At 63.8% G+C, this 15,910-nt stretch carries 9 protein-coding genes; 8 read left to right on the top strand and 1 reads right to left on the bottom strand.

Annotation, left to right across the window (positions count from 1 at the left end):
- Positions 1-72: 72 nt before the first annotated feature.
- The 8 genes from bcsR to MC269_RS17870 all read left to right on the top strand — a co-directional run bounded on the left by bcsR (position 73) and on the right by MC269_RS17870 (position 14,725).
- Complete coding sequence (bcsR, locus tag MC269_RS17905; RefSeq protein ID WP_239953218.1) at positions 73-270, top strand: cellulose biosynthesis protein BcsR; 198 nt, start codon at positions 73-75, stop codon at positions 268-270.
- Complete coding sequence (gene bcsQ, locus MC269_RS17900; protein WP_239953217.1) at positions 270-1,001, top strand: cellulose biosynthesis protein BcsQ; 732 nt, start codon at positions 270-272, stop codon at positions 999-1,001. The genes bcsR and bcsQ overlap by 1 nt, the downstream gene beginning before the upstream one ends.
- A complete protein-coding gene (gene bcsA / locus MC269_RS17895) occupies positions 998-3,610 on the top strand; it encodes a UDP-forming cellulose synthase catalytic subunit (protein WP_239953216.1) in 2,613 nt (870 codons plus the stop codon). Before bcsQ ends, bcsA begins: the two co-directional genes overlap by 4 nt.
- Positions 3,611-3,614: 4 nt before the next feature.
- Positions 3,615-5,906: a cellulose biosynthesis cyclic di-GMP-binding regulatory protein BcsB gene (gene bcsB / locus MC269_RS17890; RefSeq protein WP_239953215.1), complete on the top strand. Its 2,292-nt coding sequence runs from the start codon at positions 3,615-3,617 to the stop codon at positions 5,904-5,906.
- The gene (gene bcsC, locus MC269_RS17885; protein ID WP_239953214.1) at positions 5,899-9,369 is read left to right on the top strand and encodes a cellulose synthase complex outer membrane protein BcsC; all 3,471 of its coding nucleotides are present in this window, start codon (positions 5,899-5,901) and stop codon (positions 9,367-9,369) included. The genes bcsB and bcsC overlap by 8 nt, the downstream gene beginning before the upstream one ends.
- A 115-nt stretch (positions 9,370-9,484) precedes the next feature.
- Complete coding sequence (hmsP, locus tag MC269_RS17880; protein ID WP_239953213.1) at positions 9,485-11,491, top strand: biofilm formation regulator HmsP; 2,007 nt, start codon at positions 9,485-9,487, stop codon at positions 11,489-11,491.
- A 221-nt stretch (positions 11,492-11,712) separates the two neighbouring features.
- Positions 11,713-12,999: a dicarboxylate/amino acid:cation symporter gene (locus MC269_RS17875; protein WP_239953212.1), complete on the top strand. Its 1,287-nt coding sequence runs from the start codon at positions 11,713-11,715 to the stop codon at positions 12,997-12,999.
- 241 nt (positions 13,000-13,240) lie between these two features.
- The gene (locus MC269_RS17870) at positions 13,241-14,725 is read left to right on the top strand and encodes a pitrilysin family protein (protein ID WP_239953211.1); all 1,485 of its coding nucleotides are present in this window, start codon (positions 13,241-13,243) and stop codon (positions 14,723-14,725) included.
- A 4-nt stretch (positions 14,726-14,729) separates the two neighbouring features.
- Here MC269_RS17870 and MC269_RS17865 read toward each other — a convergent pair whose 3' ends face one another.
- Positions 14,730-15,602, bottom strand: a complete 873-nt coding sequence (locus MC269_RS17865; RefSeq protein WP_239953210.1) for an alpha/beta hydrolase — start codon at positions 15,600-15,602, stop codon at positions 14,730-14,732.
- Between the last annotated feature and the right edge of the window lie 308 nt (positions 15,603-15,910).

The following is a 15,910-nucleotide window of genomic DNA, read 5'->3' as shown; positions in this document are numbered from 1 at the left end:
TAAAATGAATTTAATGTCCATACAAATATAACCGCCTTTTATCCGACGTTGTTTTATCCGTGGCGAAAAGTAATGAAAAATGAAACTGCTTACACGCTGGTCGCGTCTGACGGCGAACCTCAGGATGATATTAGCGCGCTGCGCGATGCTTTTTCTCTGCAGGCTTTTCGCTATATCGATATCGCCCGTGAAGAACGTCTGGCGAACATCGTTGCGCGCTGGCCGCTGTTAGCCGAAACGGCCGCTAAGCAGCCGGGACGTCTGCGCTAATGCCGCTGATCGCGCTGCAAGGCGTACGCGGCGGCACGGGCGCAACCTCTCTCTGCGCAGCGCTCGGCTGGGCGCTGACCACGCTGGGCGAAAGCGTGCTGCTGGTCGACGGATCGCCGGCGAGCCAGCTCGGCGCCCACTTCAACACGCCCGCGTCGCCGGAAAGCGGCTGGATGCAGGCGCTGTGCAACGGCGACGCCTGGCAGTCGGCCGCGCTGCGCTATCCGAACGGCCCTGATCTGCTGCCCCACGGTGCGCTTTCTCATCAGCAGCGCTTTACTGTGCTGCTTCAGGAGCGCGCCGTCGCCGCGCCGCTTCTCGACGCGTTAGCGGATCTGAAACGCCGCTATCAGTGGGTCATTTTCGATCTCTCTGCCGAGTGGCTGCCCTGGCATGATGCGCTCGATAGCCACCTCGACGGCGTGCTGCGCGTGCTGACGCCAGACGCCAACGCGCATCTGCGCCTGCATCAGCAGCACTTTTCGCCGCGCACCCGCTTTCTCGTCAACCAGTTCAATGCCAACAGCCGTCTGCAGCAGGATATTCACCAGCTGTGGGTCGCCTCGCTGAATAACCTTATCCCGCTGCTGATCCACCGCGACGAAGCGCTGGCGGAAGCGCTGATGATGAAGCAGCCGGTTGGCGAGTATCGGCCGCACGCGCTGGTGAGCGAAGAGATCACCACGCTGGCGAGCTGGCTGCTGCTGCACCTGAATGGAGATCGCCCGTGAACCCGCTGCGCTGGCTGCTGACCGCGCCGGTCTGGCAGGCGCTGCGCCTGCGCTACGCCACGGCGCGCGAAAATGGTGCCTCCGCCTTCGCCAGCGGCCTCCATCTTTTCTGGTGCGCGCTGGGCTGGACGCTGCTGCGGTTTGAAACCCCAGGCTGGCAGCGCGTCATTCAGGATCGGCGTCGCCTCTATCCCCATATTTCGCCGGAGCGGCCGCGCCCGCTGGATATCCTGCGCTACCTGATCCAGACCCTGTGGCTGGTGGTGATCCTGCCGCTGGACGACAGCGGACGCAGCGAGCGCAAGCGTTTTCAGGGCTTTCACACCCTGTTCAGCTGGCGTCAGCGCGGCTATCAGTGGCTCGACGCGCTCGCTGCACGGGCGCAGACGGGCAATGTCGACGCACGCCTCGAACAGCGCATCCAGCGCCTGTCACCACTGGCGCGTCGCCTGATGTTTGTCGGCGTGGCGCTGTTCGCCTCGCTGCTGGCGTTACTCTGCATCAGCCAGCCGTTTGGGCTGATGACGCAGTTTATCTTCGTGGTGCTGCTCTGGAGCCTGGCGATGCTGGTGCGGCGCGTGCCGGGCCGCTTCCCCACCATGATGCTGATCGTACTGTCGCTGACCGTCTCCTGTCGCTACCTGTGGTGGCGCTATACCTCGACCCTGAACTGGGACGATCCGCTCAGCCTGATCTTCGGGCTGCTGCTGATCGCCGCCGAAACCTACGCCTGGGTGGTGCTGGTGCTCGGCTACTTTCAGACGCTGTGGCCGCTTAACCGCCAGCCGGTGTCGATGCCCACCACGCTCGATCAGTGGCCGAGCGTCGACCTGCTGGTGCCGACCTACAACGAACCGCTCAGCGTGGTGAAGCCGACCATCTATGCGGCGATGGGCATCGACTGGCCGAAAGATCGGCTGAATATCTATCTGCTCGACGACGGCAGCCGCGAAGAGTTTCGCGAGTTCGCCGCCAGCGTCGGGGTCAACTATGTGGTGCGCCCGACGCACGAGCACGCCAAGGCGGGCAATATCAACCACGCGCTGAAAACCCGCTGCCGCAGCGAATTTGTCTCGATTTTTGACTGCGACCACGTGCCGACGCGCGCCTTTCTGCAGATGACCATCGGCTGGTTTATCAAGGATCCGAAGCTGGCGATGCTGCAGACGCCGCACCACTTTTTCTCGCCCGATCCCTTCGAGCGCAACCTGGGCCGCTTCCGCCGCACGCCGAATGAAGGCTCGCTGTTTTACGGCCTGGTGCAGGATGGCAACGACACCTGGGACGCCACCTTCTTTTGCGGCTCCTGCGCCGTGCTGCGCCGCAGCGCGCTGGATGAGATCGGCGGCATTGCGGTTGAGACGGTGACGGAAGATGCGCACACCTCGCTGCGCCTGCATCGTCGCGGCTACGCCTCTGCCTATATCCGCATTCCGCAGGCGGCGGGGCTGGCGACCGAGAGCCTGTCGGCACATATCGGCCAGCGCATCCGCTGGGCGCGCGGCATGGTGCAGATTTTCCGCCTCGACAACCCGCTGTTCGGCAAAGGGCTGAAGTGGGTGCAGCGGCTCTGCTACGCCAACGCTATGCTCCATTTTCTCTCCGGCATTCCGCGGCTGATCTTCCTGCTGGCGCCGCTGGCGTTTCTGCTCTGCCACGCCTACATCATCTACGCGCCCGCGCTGGCGATCGCCATCTACGTGCTGCCGCATATGCTGCACACCAGCCTGACCAACTCGCGCATTCAGGGACGCTGGCGCCACTCCTTCTGGAGCGAGGTGTATGAGACCGTGCTGGCCTGGTATATCGCCCGACCCACCACCGTGGCGCTGTTCAATCCGCACAAGGGCAAATTCAACGTGACCGCCAAAGGCGGCCTGGTCGAGGAGCATCATCTCGACTGGGTGATCACCAAGCCCTACATGTTCCTGGTGCTGCTCAACCTGGCGGGCGTGGCGATGGCCTTCTGGCGCATGCACAACGGCCCAGCCAACGAGGTGCTGACGGTCTGGGTAAGCCTGGTTTGGGTGATCTACAACATGGTGATCCTCGGCGGCGCGGTGGCGGTCTCCGTTGAAGCGCGTCAGATCCGCGAAGCGCATCGCGTAGAGATCGCCATGCCCGCCGCGCTGGCGCGCGAAGATGGCCATATGCTGCCCTGCACGCTGCGCGACTACTCCGACGGCGGCGTCGGCGTCGAGCTGCGCGAACCGAACGCCCTGAAGGAAGATGAAAAAGTGTGGCTGCTGCTGCGCCGCGGCCAGCAGGAGTTCAGCTTTCCCTGCCGCGTGCAGCGCGTCTTCGGCCTGCGCGCCGGCATCCGGCTGCATCAGCTGACCACCCAGCAGCATATCGAATTTATCCAGTGCACCTTCGCCCGCGCCGATACCTGGGCGCTGTGGCAGGACGGTTTCCCGGAAGATAAACCGGTGCAAAGCCTCGCCGATATCATGATCCTCGGCTTTAAGGGCTATCTGCGCCTGGCGGAATATGGTCCGCCGCAGTTACGTCGGCTGTTTAACCTGCTTACCGCTGGGGTGAGCTGGCTGGCCTCGCTGTTGCCGCAAGGCATCGGGCGGACGCCCGCTTCAAAAAACGTATTGAGTTGATGATATGACGGTGACGAGAGTAAACGGTTGGTTTACCGCCCTGCTGCTGGGCACCGCAACGCTGAGCTGCGCCGCCGCGCAGGAGAGCGCGCCGATGAACGCCGCCGAGGCGACGCCGCTTCAGGCCGCGCCGCAGGATCCCGGCGCGCCGCTGCGCGACAGCCAGCTGAGCTTTACCCAGCTTGCGCCGCCGCCGGGCAGCATGACGCTGCGCGGCACGCAGCCGAACGGCCAGATCGAGTTCGGCGTGCGCAGCGACGAGGTGGTGACGCGCGCGCTGCTGAACCTCAGCTATCGTCCTTCACCGGCGCTGCTGCCGACCCTGTCGCAGCTCAAGGTCTATCTCAACGACGAGCTGGTCGGTCTGATCACCGTCACGCCGGAGCAGCTCGGCAAAGAGAATCAAACCCAGCTGGCGATCGATCCGCGCTTTATCAGCGACTTCAACCGCGTGCGCTTCGAGCTGGTGGGCCACTACGCCAACATATGCGAAAACCCGGCCAACAGCGCCATCTGGCTCGATATCGGCAAAGAGAGCGGCATCGATTTGACGCTGCAGAAGCTGCCGCTGAAAAACGACCTGTCGCACTTCCCGGAGCCGTTCTTCGACGCGCGTGATACGCGCCCGCTGACGCTGCCGGTGGTGTTCGCCGCGCAGCCAGACGTGGCGCAGCAGCGCGCTGCGGGCATTCTCGCCTCCTGGTTCGGCAGTAAAACCGGCTGGCGCGGCCAGACCTTCCCGGTGCTCTACAACCAGCTGCCACAGCAGCAGCACGCCGTGGTGTTCGCCACCAATGACGCGCGCCCCGATTTTCTCAAGGATCTGCCGCCGGTGAGCAAGCCCACGGTGGAGATCGTCAGCCAGCCTGACAACCCCTATGAAAAAATGCTGCTGATCCTCGGGCGCAACGACGAGGATCTGCTGACGGCGGTGCAGGGCATCGCGCAGGGCGAGCTGCTGCTGCGCGGCGATACCTCGACCATCGACAGCGTGAAGCTGCTGGCGCCGCGCAAAGCCTACGATGCGCCGAACTGGGTGCGCACCGACCGGCGCACCACCTTTGCCGAGCTGACGCAGTATGAGAACCAGCTACAGGCGGACGGCCTGCAGCCGAATCCCGTTAGCCTGACGCTTAACCTGCCGCCCGACCTCTTTCTGGTGCGCGCGCGCGGCATCGATATGGATCTGAGCTATCGCTACACCGCGCCGTTCCAGCAGGACGGCTCGCGGCTGGCGGTCAATCTGAACAACCAGTTTATTCAGGACTATCCGCTGCCGCCGAAAAATACCGGCGGCCAGCAGCTGCTGCATATTCCGCTGATTCAGGGACTGCAGGACAACAGCCGCCAGCTGACTATCCCTGCGCTGCGCCTCGGCGTGGTGAACCAGCTGCGTTTCGACTTCGACTACGCCAACACCTTCGTCGGCGGCACGGCTGACGGCCGCTGCGAAACCGTGACGCCGGTCGGCCATCATGTGGTGGTGGACGACAGCTCCAGCATCGATTTCTCCGGCTACCGTCACTATATCGAGATGCCTTCGCTGCGCGCCTGGGCCGGTGCGGGCTTCCCGTTCAGCCGCTACGCCGATCTGGCGCAGACGCTGGTGCTGGTGCAGCCGAAACCTGACGCGCAGCAGGTCGGCACGCTGCTCAACGCGCTGGGCAATATCGGCGCGCAGACCGGCTATCCGGCGCTGCGGGTGCAGTTCACCGACGACTGGAGCAAGGCGAAGGATCAGGACGCCGATCTGCTGATGATCGGCGCCATCCCGAAAGATCTACAGGATGACCGCCGGATCAGCGCGTTGGTCGACGCCGCCGCGAGCTGGATAAACACCCCGACGCGTCAGCCAGCGATCGATTCCGGCAGCCTTAGCGACGGCGATCGCGCGGTAGAGAGCACCACCGCCATTGGGTCGCGCGGTCCGCTGGCGACGGTCATCGGCTTCCAGTCGCCGTTTAACGACCAGCGCAGCGTGGTGGCGCTGCTGGCGGACGGCAGCCTGCGCGGCTGGCAGCTGCTGAACGACGCGTTGACCGACAGCGGCAAACGCGGCGCGATTTTCGGCTCGGCCGCCATTATTCGCGAGTCGGGCGTCAACAGCCTGCGGGTCGGCGATAACTATTACGTCGGCCATCTCCCCTGGTGGGAGCGGCTCTGGACGATGCTGGCGACGCATCCGTTCTGGCTGGCGCTCTGCGCCGTGCTGGTGGTGGTGCTGTTCGCACTGATGACCTGGCGTCTGATGCGTATCATTACGCGCCGCCGTCTGCTTGACGATGAAGATGAATAAAACCTGTGCGCTGCGGGCCAGCCTGCTGCTGAGCGGCGTGTTAAGCACGCTGCCGGGTCTGGCTGCGCCCGCCGCCGGACCGGAAGTCTCGCCGGTCGAATGGCTGCTGACGCAGATCCGCACCGGCGAATCGACCAACAAATACGATCTGGTGCAGCAGGCGCTCTACCGGCTGGAGAAGATCGATCCCGATAATCCGCAGGTGCTGGCGGCGCGTCTGCGTCTGGCGCTGCATCAGGGCGATATCGCCGCCGCGCAGACGTTGCTGGATCGGCTGAAAAAGGTGGCGCCCGACGACGCCGCCACGCGTGAATCCGCCGTCGGCCTGGCGCTGATCTCCGCCGACGGACGGCAAAAGCTGCAGGAGGCGCGTCTGCTCGCCACCTCCGGCCGCCTCGCGGAGGCGAAAAGCGCCTATGACGCGCTGTTCAACGGCGTCTTTCCCGATGCCAACACTGCGCTGGAGTACTGGCGGCTGCTGGCGCGCATTCCCGGCCAGCAGGATGTCGCCTACAGCCAGCTGCAGACGCTGGATCGGCGCTATCCCGGCAATATCGGCGTGGAATTGCAGATCGCGCGCATGGCGTTCGATCGTCAGCAGCCAACCCAGGCGGTTGAGCAGCTGAAGCGGCTGGCCAACAGCAGCGCCGGACGCGACGCCGCCGCGGAACTCTGGCTGCAGCAGATCAACAATCAGCCGGTCAGCGACGCCAGCGTGGCGCAGCTGAAAGCCTATCTCTCTGTTTTCACTGAGGGGGACGCGCAGAAACAGGGCGAGGAGACGCTGGCGAAGCAGCAGGCGCTGCTGGCGGATCCCGCCTACCGCGAGCGTATGCGCGGGCTGGCGCTGGTGGACGCGGGCGGCGGCGCCAACGCCATCGCGGCGCTGACCGAGGCGCTCAAGGCGAATCCCAACGATGCGGAGCTGATGGGCGCGATGGGTCAGGCACAGGCGCGGGCCAACAACCGCGCCGCCGCCGTGCTCTGGCTTGAGCGCGCGATTCAGGCCGGCCAGGAGAGCAACCAGATTGGCAAGTGGCAGTCGCTGCTGCAGACTAACCGCTACTGGCAGGCCATTGACGAGGGTGACAAAGCGCTGGCGCAGCACGATCTGGACGGGGCAGAGCGCCACTACCGCGACGCGCAGGCGCTGGATAACACCGACAGCTACGCGCTGATCGGCCTCGGCGACGTGGCGCTGGCGCGCCACAACGCGCAGAGCGCCGAACAGCTCTGGCAGCGCGCGCTGCGGCTCGACGCCAGCAACACCACGGCGGTGCGCCGCCTGGCGGGGCTCTATCAGACGCAGTCACCGGCGCGCGCCATGCAGTTTATTAACGGCCTGCCCGCCGCGCAGCAGCGCGCGCTGGCCGATACGCTACGCTCCCTGCGCAGCGACAGCCTGCGCGCCGAAGCGGATGCGCTGGCGCAGCAGAGCCGCTGGTCAGAGGCGGCGGAGAAATATCGCCAGGCGCTGGCGCTCTCGCCGGACGACGTCTGGCTCAGCTACCGGCTGGCCGGCGCGCTGCGCAACGGCGGCGCGACGCAGCAGGCGGATGGGGTGATCGCGGCGCTGCAGCAGCAGCGTCCGCAGGACGCGACCGCCCTTTACGCCGCGGCGCTCTATCTTTCCGGCAGCGATCGCGACGACGCGGCGCTGACGACGCTGCGCCGTCTGCCGCAGGCACAGTGGAGTCCCAATATGCGCGAGCTGGCCGAGCGGCTGGAGCAGGATAAGCTGTTCGCGCGCGCGGAAACGCTGCGCGCGGCGGGGCAGGAGCGCGAGGCCATCGCGCTGCTGCGCCAGCAGCCCACCAGCAACCGCCGCGACCTGACGCTGGCCGACTGGGCGCTGGCGCGCGGCGACGCGCAGCAGGCGCTGGCAGCGTATCAGCAGGTGCTTGAGCGCGACCCCGCCAACGGCGACGCGGCGCTGGGACGTATCGAAACGCTGGTGGCGCTAAAGCGCAACAGCGAGGCGCGCGCGGCGCTGCAGGCGCTGCCGCCCGCGCAGGCGAGCCTGAACGGCGATCGCCGGGTGGCGCTCGCCTGGCAGGCGGTGGGCGACGCGACGCAGGCCGCCGCCCTGTTTGCCGGCCTTAAACAGCGCGCCGCGGCGCAGCCGCCTTCGCAGGATAAGGCGCTGGTGTTCCGCGACGCGGCGCGGCTTGAGCGCACGCAGCAGCAGCCCGATGCGGCGCTGGCGGACTATCGCCAGGCGATGGCCGCCAGCGGCATCGGCGACAGCGAAAACGTCAGCCGGCTGACGCGCAACGATCCGCAAGACGACTGGCTGAAGCGCAGCATCCGCAGCGACGCCGCCGATCTCTATCGCCAGCAGGACACCACGCTGATGCTGGAGCAGGACTACTCGCGCAACAAGGGCACCGGCGGCGTCTCCGATTTTACCGCGCATACCACTATGCTGCAGGCGGAGACGCCGATTGCCGACGGGCGCGGCTTCTTCCGGCTCGATCGGGTCGAGGTGTCGGCAGGCACCTTCTCGACCACCAACGGCAGTTTCGACGAAACCTTTGGCAGCTGCGACGACGCCAACTCAGGCGGCTGCAGCCGTGACGCGAACCAGCGCGACGAAGGCACGGCGCTCGGCGTAGGCTGGCGCAACGACGTCTGGTCGGCGGATCTCGGCACCACGCCGCTCGGTTTCGAAGTTACCAACTGGGTCGGCGGCGTCAGCTGGAAAACCGACGTGAAAGAGGTCGGCGTCACCCTGACCGCCTCACGGCGTCCTGTCTCCAGCTCGCTGCTCGCCTATGCGGGCGCGCGCGATCCGGCGGCCAACGGCGGCAAAACCTGGGGCGGCGTGGTGGCGACCGGCGGCAGCGTCGGGCTAAGCTTCGATCGCGGCGGCGCGCACGGCGTCTGGGCCGATATCAGCGCGCATCAGATCACCGGCGAGAACGTCGCGGACAACAGCCGCGAGCGGCTGATGGCGGGCTACTACTACAAGCTGATCAACAGCGATAACCGCCGCGCCACCGTGGGCCTTAACACCATGCTGTGGCATTACCAGAAAGATCTCAGCGACTACACCTTCGGCCAGGGCGGCTACTACAGCCCGCAGCAGTATCTGTCGTTTTCCGTGCCGGTCACCTGGCGGCAGCGCACCGACAACTGGTCGTTCGATCTGGGGGGCTCGGTCTCCTGGTCGCACTCTAAAACGGACGCGCAGCAGCGCTATCCGGTGAATCCTGGCTTTACGCTGGCGAGCAACCCCACCTCGGCGAGCAGCAGCGGCGGCGGCGTCGGCTATACCCTGCAGGCCGTGGTGGAGCGCCGCATTACGCCGCACTGGTTTATCGGCGCGGGCGTGGATATTCAGCAGGCGAAGGACTACACCCCCAGCCACGGGCTGCTCTACGTGCGCTACTCCGCCGCCGGCTGGGACGGCGATCTCGATATGCCGCCGGAGCCGCTGATCCCCTACGCCGATTTCAAATAATTGTCGGAACGCGTAAAACTCGGACTCTGGCAGGCAGTAAAAAAAGTGAGTTCCAGGATATACTTGCTGCGCATTTTCCTGTCTGATAGCTGTGCTTTTTAGCCTGGAGAAGATTTTGCGCGTCAGCCGTTCACTTACGATTAAGCAAATGGCGACGGTATCCGCGGTGGCGGTAATTACCGTCTCTGTGTTTATCGTCATCCAACTGTTTCATTTTGTGCAGCAGCGCAGGATTGACTATGCCCAGCAGATGGAGAATATCGCGCACACCGTGCGCCAGCCGCTCTCCGAGGCGGTGCTAAAGGCGGATATCGCCCAGGCCGAGCGCATTCTGCAAACCCTGAAGCCCGCCGGCGTGCTGTCGCGCGCCGACGTGGTGCTGCCGAACGCCTTTCAGGCGCTGCACGCCAGTTTCGAAAACGAAAAGCCAATCCCGCTGCTGATCGCGCGCCTGTTCGAGCTGCCGGTGCAGATCACGCTGCCGCTCTATTCGGTGGAGAGCAGCGGCTCGCCTAAGCCGCTTGCCTATCTGGTGCTGCAGGCCAACTCCACGCGCGTTTACCAGTTTATCCTCAGCACCGTTTCCACCATGATCACCACCTATCTGCTGCTGGCGCTGATCCTGTCGGTGGCGATTAGCTGGTGCATCAACCGGCTGGTGGTGCACCCGCTGCGCAATATTTCGCGCGAGCTGCAGGAGCTGCCGCCGCAGGCGATCCTGACCCACAAGCTCGCCTTGCCCGCCAGCCACCGCGACGACGAGATCGGCATGCTGATCCGCAGCTACAACCGCAATCAGCAGGTGCTGGAGTCGGTGCATGATGAGATGAGCCGTCTGACCACCCACTACGCCGTGACCGATCTGCCCAACCGCGCGCTGTTTCTCGCGCTGCTGGATCAGCATCTGCGCAGCCACGGCAAAGGGTTCGGCGTCATGGTGATCCGCATCGAAACGCTGCAGGAAGCCAACGGCGTGCTGAGCGACGAGCAGCGCGACACCCTGATGCTGACGCTGGTGGAAAAAATTCGCGGCACCATCGACGACCATACGCTGCTGGCGCAGACCGGCCCGAGCGATTTCGCGCTGCTGATGAAGCGCGCCAGCACGCCGTTTCGCGCCATGCGCCTGGCGCGCAACCTGATGATCCGTCTTAACCAGCCGGTGACGCTGCACCAGCTGCAGCTGCGGCCCAACGCCAGCATCGGCCTGGCGCTCTACGACGAGCAGCGCCTCTCCGCCAGCGAGCAGCTCGATCGCGCCACCTCGGCGATGATGTCGGCGCGCCATCTCGGCAAAAATCAGATCCTGTTTTTCGACGCGGCGCTGACCGAGCGCGCGCAAAAGCGCCTGACGCAGGAGCATGACATTCTGCAGGGGCTGCAGGATGAGCAGTTCCGGCTGTTCCTGCAGCCGCAGATCAATATGCAGACTGGCGAGCTGGCCGGCGCGGAGGCGCTGTTGCGCATGCGCATGCCGGACGGCAGCTACGGCCTGTCGGAAGAGTTTATCGCCAGCGCGGAGGAGATCGGGGTGATCGCCGCTATCGGGCGCTGGGTGTTTGAAGAGGCGTGCCGCATTCTCGCCGGCTGGCAGACGCGCGGCATTACCATCCCGCTCAGCGTCAATATCTCCGCCGTGCAGCTGCGCGACGCCAGCATGGTGAGCCATCTGCAGGGGCTGCTGGAGCGGCACCATATCGCGCCCGGCAGCTTTGTGCTGGAGATTACCGAAACCGCGCAGATCGGCGATGCCGAGGTGGCGATGGCGCTGCTGCGTTCGCTGCAGGCGGCGGGCGTCGCGGTGGCGCTGGACGATTTCGGCATGGGCTACTCCAATCTCAACTATCTGCACCAGTTCAAGTCGCTGCCGGTCAACAAGCTGAAGATGGATCGCAGCTTTGTCGCCGCGCTGCCGGACGACGACACCATGGTGCGCATCGTGGCGGCCATCGCCGACATTATCGATCTCGACGTTATCGCCGAAGGGGTCGAAACCGCCGAGCAGCGCGACTGGCTGCTGGCGCGCGGCATTCATATCGGCCAGGGCTACCTCTATGCAGAAGCGCTGCCGCTGGATCGTTTTACGCAGCGCTGGCTCCCGCCGCTTGCCTCGCAGGATTAACGCGCTGATTGGTTGATTTCCCGCGTTTTTTAGTTACAAAAGGTCTTGCTGAAGCGTTTCAGTTCATAGTTGCGTTTCCAGAAATCCCTCGAGCTTTGTAAGCCTGTATTAATCCCGTTAACAGGGTGTTATTTTTTGCCAACCGCCAGCGCCGGGGCGCGCGTTGCTTGCGGATACATTAAAACGACAACCTCACAACCCTGTTGTAGTGGACACCTGTTATGAAAACCTCACTGTTTAAAAGCCTCTATTTTCAGGTGCTGTTAGCCATCGGCATCGGCGTCCTGATCGGCCATTTCTATCCAGAGTTAGGCACGCAAATGAAGCCGCTGGGCGATGGCTTCGTCAAACTGATCAAGATGATCATCGCGCCCGTTATTTTCTGTACGGTCGTGACCGGCATCGCCGGCATGGAGAGCATGAAAGCGGTGGGGCGCACCGGCGCGGTCGCGCTGCTCTACTTTGAAATCGTCAGCACTATCGCGCTGATTATCGGCCTGGTGGTGGTTAACGTGCTGCAGCCGGGCGCGGGCATGAACGTCGATCCGGCGACGCTGGACGCGAAAGCGGTGGCGATGTACGCCCAGCAGGCGGAACAGCAGGGCGTGGTCGCCTTCCTGCTCGACGTTATCCCCGGCAGCGTCATCGGCGCCTTCGCCAGCGGCAATATCCTGCAGGTTCTGCTGTTCGCCATTCTGTTCGGCTTCGCGCTGCATCGCCTCGGCAACACCGGCACGCTGATTTTTAACGTTATTGAGAGCTTCTCGAAGGTTATCTTCGGCATCATCAACATGATCATGCGCCTCGCCCCTATCGGCGCGTTCGGCGCCATGGCCTTCACCATCGGCAAATATGGCGTCGGTTCGCTGGTGCAGCTCGGTCAGCTGATTGTCTGCTTCTATATCACCTGCGTGCTGTTTGTGGTGGTGGTGCTGGGCCTTATCGCCCGCGTCGCCGGCTTTAACATCTTCCGCTTCGTCGCCTATATCAAAGAGGAGCTGCTGATCGTGCTCGGCACCTCTTCGTCGGAGTCCGCGCTGCCGCGCATGCTGGATAAGATGGAGAAGCTGGGCTGTAAAAAATCGGTGGTCGGGCTGGTGATCCCGACCGGCTACTCCTTTAACCTCGACGGCACCTCGATTTACCTGACCATGGCGGCGGTGTTTATCGCGCAGGCCACCAACGCGCATATGGACGTCTTCCACCAGATTACGCTGCTGGTGGTGCTGCTGCTCTCGTCGAAGGGCGCGGCGGGCGTCACCGGCAGCGGCTTTATCGTGCTGGCGGCGACGCTGTCGGCGGTGGGCCATCTGCCGGTTGCCGGTCTGGCGCTGATCCTGGGCATTGACCGCTTTATGTCCGAAGCGCGCGCGTTAACTAACCTGGTCGGCAACGGCGTGGCGACGGTGGTGGTGGCGAAGTGGGTCGGCCAGCTGGATGAAAATCAGCTGAAAGCGACGCTTTCCGGCAATGCAAAGGCGAAAAAGCTGCCGGAAACCTCTGCATAACCCCCGCTTTACAGCAAAATACCCCCAAATGCCCGCTGTCACTTGCCCTGACAGCGGGCATTTGCATAATAATGCCCACTTATTTTTTTCATGGTTTTTCACTTCGTTGCGCGACATCCTGGCCTTCACGTGGTCAAAGACTCTGTTGTCGAAAAACGACGCGGCTAAAACGAGAAAAACTCACCGCGTATTACAACGGCGAAACGTGCCAGTGATAACGACTTTTAGATTAGAGGTTCACATGCAGGGCACCAGAATTCGGCTTTTGGTTGGGGGGCTAGCGTGGGTGGCCGCCAGTTTTGGCGCGTATGCCGAAACATTGCAGCCCGATCCTGCCTGGCAGGAAGGGAAACTGGATAACGGATTGAGCTGGCAGCTGCTGACCACGCCGCAGCGCCCCAGCGATCGCATTGAACTGCGCATGGTGGTCAATACCGGCTCGCTGGTGGAAACCACTCAGCAGACCGGCTTCAGCCATCTTCTGCCGCGTCTGGCGATGGTGCATAACGCCGCGCTCGACACCAACCAGCAGCGCGCGCTGTGGCAGCAGGCGATGGATCCGCAGCATCCGCTGCCGCCGGCGATCGTCTCCTACGACTTTACCCAGTACAACCTGAGCCTGCCGAACAACCGCCCGGAGCTGCTGAAAGAGGCGCTTAACTGGCTGGCGGCAACGGCGGGCAAGATGTCTATCAATGAACAGGTGGTCAGCACCGCGCTGAGCGCCTCCGATCCTACCGCCACCTCGCCCGCTAACACTCAGGACGTCTGGTGGCGCTATCGCCTGAAAGGCTCGACGCTGCTGGCGCACGACCCCGCCGAGCAGCCGCGCGCGCCGGTCGATCTCAACGCGCTCAACGCCTTTTATCAGCAGTGGTACACGCCGGACGCCATGACGCTTTACGTGGTGGGCAACGTCGAGAGCCGCAGCCTGGCGGAGCAGATCAATAAAGCTTTCTCTTCCCTGACGGGCAAGCGCAGCAGCCCCGCGCCGTTGCCGACCCTCTCGCCGCTGCCGCATCAGCCGATCAACCTGGTGAACGGCGCGATAAGTCAGGATCGCCTGGCGCTGGTGTGGGATAGCGCCTGGCAGCCGATTCGCGATTCGCAAAATCTGCAGCGCTACTGGCAGAGCGACCTGGCGCGCGAGGCGCTGTTCTGGCATCTGCAGCGCACGCTGGGCGACAGTAAAACCCAGAATGTGCAGGTCGGCTTCGACTGCCGCGTGCTTTATCAGCGCGCCCAGTGTTCGATCAATCTCGACGGACGCAACGACGCGCTGGAGCCGGGCCTGAATATGGTGGCGCGCGAGCTGGCGGTGGTGCGCGACAAAGGGCTGCCGCAGGAGGAGTTTGACGCGCTGATGGCGCAGAAGCTGCTGGAGCTGAACAAGCTGTTCGCCACCTATGCGCGTACCGACACCGACGTGCTGATGAGCCAGCGTCTGCGCTCGCAGCAGAACGCGGTGGTGGATATCGCGCCTGAGCAGTATCAAAAGCTGCGTCAGGCGTTTCTGAGCGGCCTGACGCGCGAGCAGCTGAACCAGGAGCTGCGTCAGCAGCTGTCGCAGGAGCTGACGATGGTGCTGATGCAGCCGGAAGGCGAAGCGGAAACCAACGTGAAGAGCCTGCAGGCGATCTGGGATAAGGTGATGGCGCCGCCTGCGCCGGCCGACGCCGCGCCGCAGGAGAGCAGCGCCAGCGACGGCGCGCCGCCTGCCTCCTGATCCGTCAGGTTTTTGCCCTGAGCCACTCGGTCACCAGCATCGGCCAGCTGGCAAGGGGCAAATCCGCCACGCCGCGGATACCGAATCCGTGGCCGCCTTTCTGGTAGAAATGCAGCTCGGCCGGCACCTTGTGTTCGCGCAGCGCGCTGAAAAACGCCATGCTGTTGTTCACCGACACCGTTTCATCATCCGCCGCGTGGATCAGCAGCGTCGGCGGCGTCTGCGCGTGTACGCGCGTCTCCAGCGAATAGGCTTCGATGGTTTTCGCATCGGGCCAGGCGCCGAGCAGGCGCGTGCGCGAACTCTCATGGGCGATGCCGTCGCGCATGCTGATCACCGGATAGACCAGCACCATCGCATCCGGACGCGGCGAGAAATTGTCTGCGCCGTCCTGTAGCGGATAGATTTTTTCGGCGAAGCGCGTGCCCAGGCTGGCGGCAACGTGGCCGCCCGCCGAGAAGCCGGTCATCACGATATATTTGCCGTTCAGGCCGCGCTGAGCGCGCTCGCGCAGCACGCGCACCGCACGCTGGGCATCGGCCAGCGGCGCGTCGGCGCCTTCATGATGGCCGTCGTAGGGCAGACGGTAGGTCATGACCGCCAGGGTGTAGCCCATCGCGGTGAAAAAGGTCGCCAGTGCGCTGCCTTCGCGGTCGATAAGCACGCGCTGATAGCCGCCGCCCGGCGCCACCAGCAGCGTAATGCCGTTGGACTCTTCGGGATACCAGAGGGCGATTTCCGGGCAGCGCACGCCGGTAGCCGCGCGATCGTAGGGCTCATACTCTTTCGCCAGATCGACGATCTGCGGCTGCGCGCGCGAATCGCTGGCGCCAGGCGCGTCGCCATTCGGCCAGATATTGATAATTTCTGTGTGCATAAAACAGTCCTGATGCGAGGGGTGTTGTAATTGTTTTGTCGCGGCCGGATAAAACAGCGTCCTGCTGTTGTTGAGGAAAAGATGGTCTTTTTTACGCCGGTCGTCCATCCGAAAACGGGGTGCAGAGCAGGATTCAGACTATGCCTGGAGAGGGGAGGCGACGGGCTTCAGGGCACAAAAAGCGGCCCGGCGCTCGCGTAAAAAATTAGCGCCAGAGTTAATTTTTCTACTAACCAGGATTAGGGGGAAACTATCGGGCGCTAAGGCAAATTTCACGCCTTTTCGCCCGCGCGCCACAACGTATTCGC

The organism is Pantoea sp. Z09 (assembly GCF_022394795.1).
Lineage (GTDB): Bacteria > Pseudomonadota > Gammaproteobacteria > Enterobacterales > Enterobacteriaceae > Pantoea > Pantoea latae.
Note: the sequence above shows the minus strand (reverse complement) of the source record. Positions and strands in the feature narration are given on the sequence as shown.

What these genes read in the sequence shown, in the direction of transcription:
- bcsQ (WP_239953217.1), top strand. Translation starts at nt 270, where the DNA reads ATGCCGCTGATCGCGCTGCAAGGCGTACGCGGCGGCACGGGCGCAACC.
- MC269_RS17875 (WP_239953212.1), top strand. Translation starts at nt 11,713, where the DNA reads ATGAAAACCTCACTGTTTAAAAGCCTCTATTTTCAGGTGCTGTTAGCC.
- bcsC (WP_239953214.1), top strand. Translation starts at nt 5,899, where the DNA reads ATGAATAAAACCTGTGCGCTGCGGGCCAGCCTGCTGCTGAGCGGCGTG.
- MC269_RS17870 (WP_239953211.1), top strand. Translation starts at nt 13,241, where the DNA reads ATGCAGGGCACCAGAATTCGGCTTTTGGTTGGGGGGCTAGCGTGGGTG.
- bcsR (WP_239953218.1), top strand. Translation starts at nt 73, where the DNA reads ATGAAAAATGAAACTGCTTACACGCTGGTCGCGTCTGACGGCGAACCT.
- bcsB (WP_239953215.1), top strand. Translation starts at nt 3,615, where the DNA reads ATGACGGTGACGAGAGTAAACGGTTGGTTTACCGCCCTGCTGCTGGGC.
- MC269_RS17865 (WP_239953210.1), bottom strand. Translation starts at nt 15,602, where the DNA reads ATGCACACAGAAATTATCAATATCTGGCCGAATGGCGACGCGCCTGGC.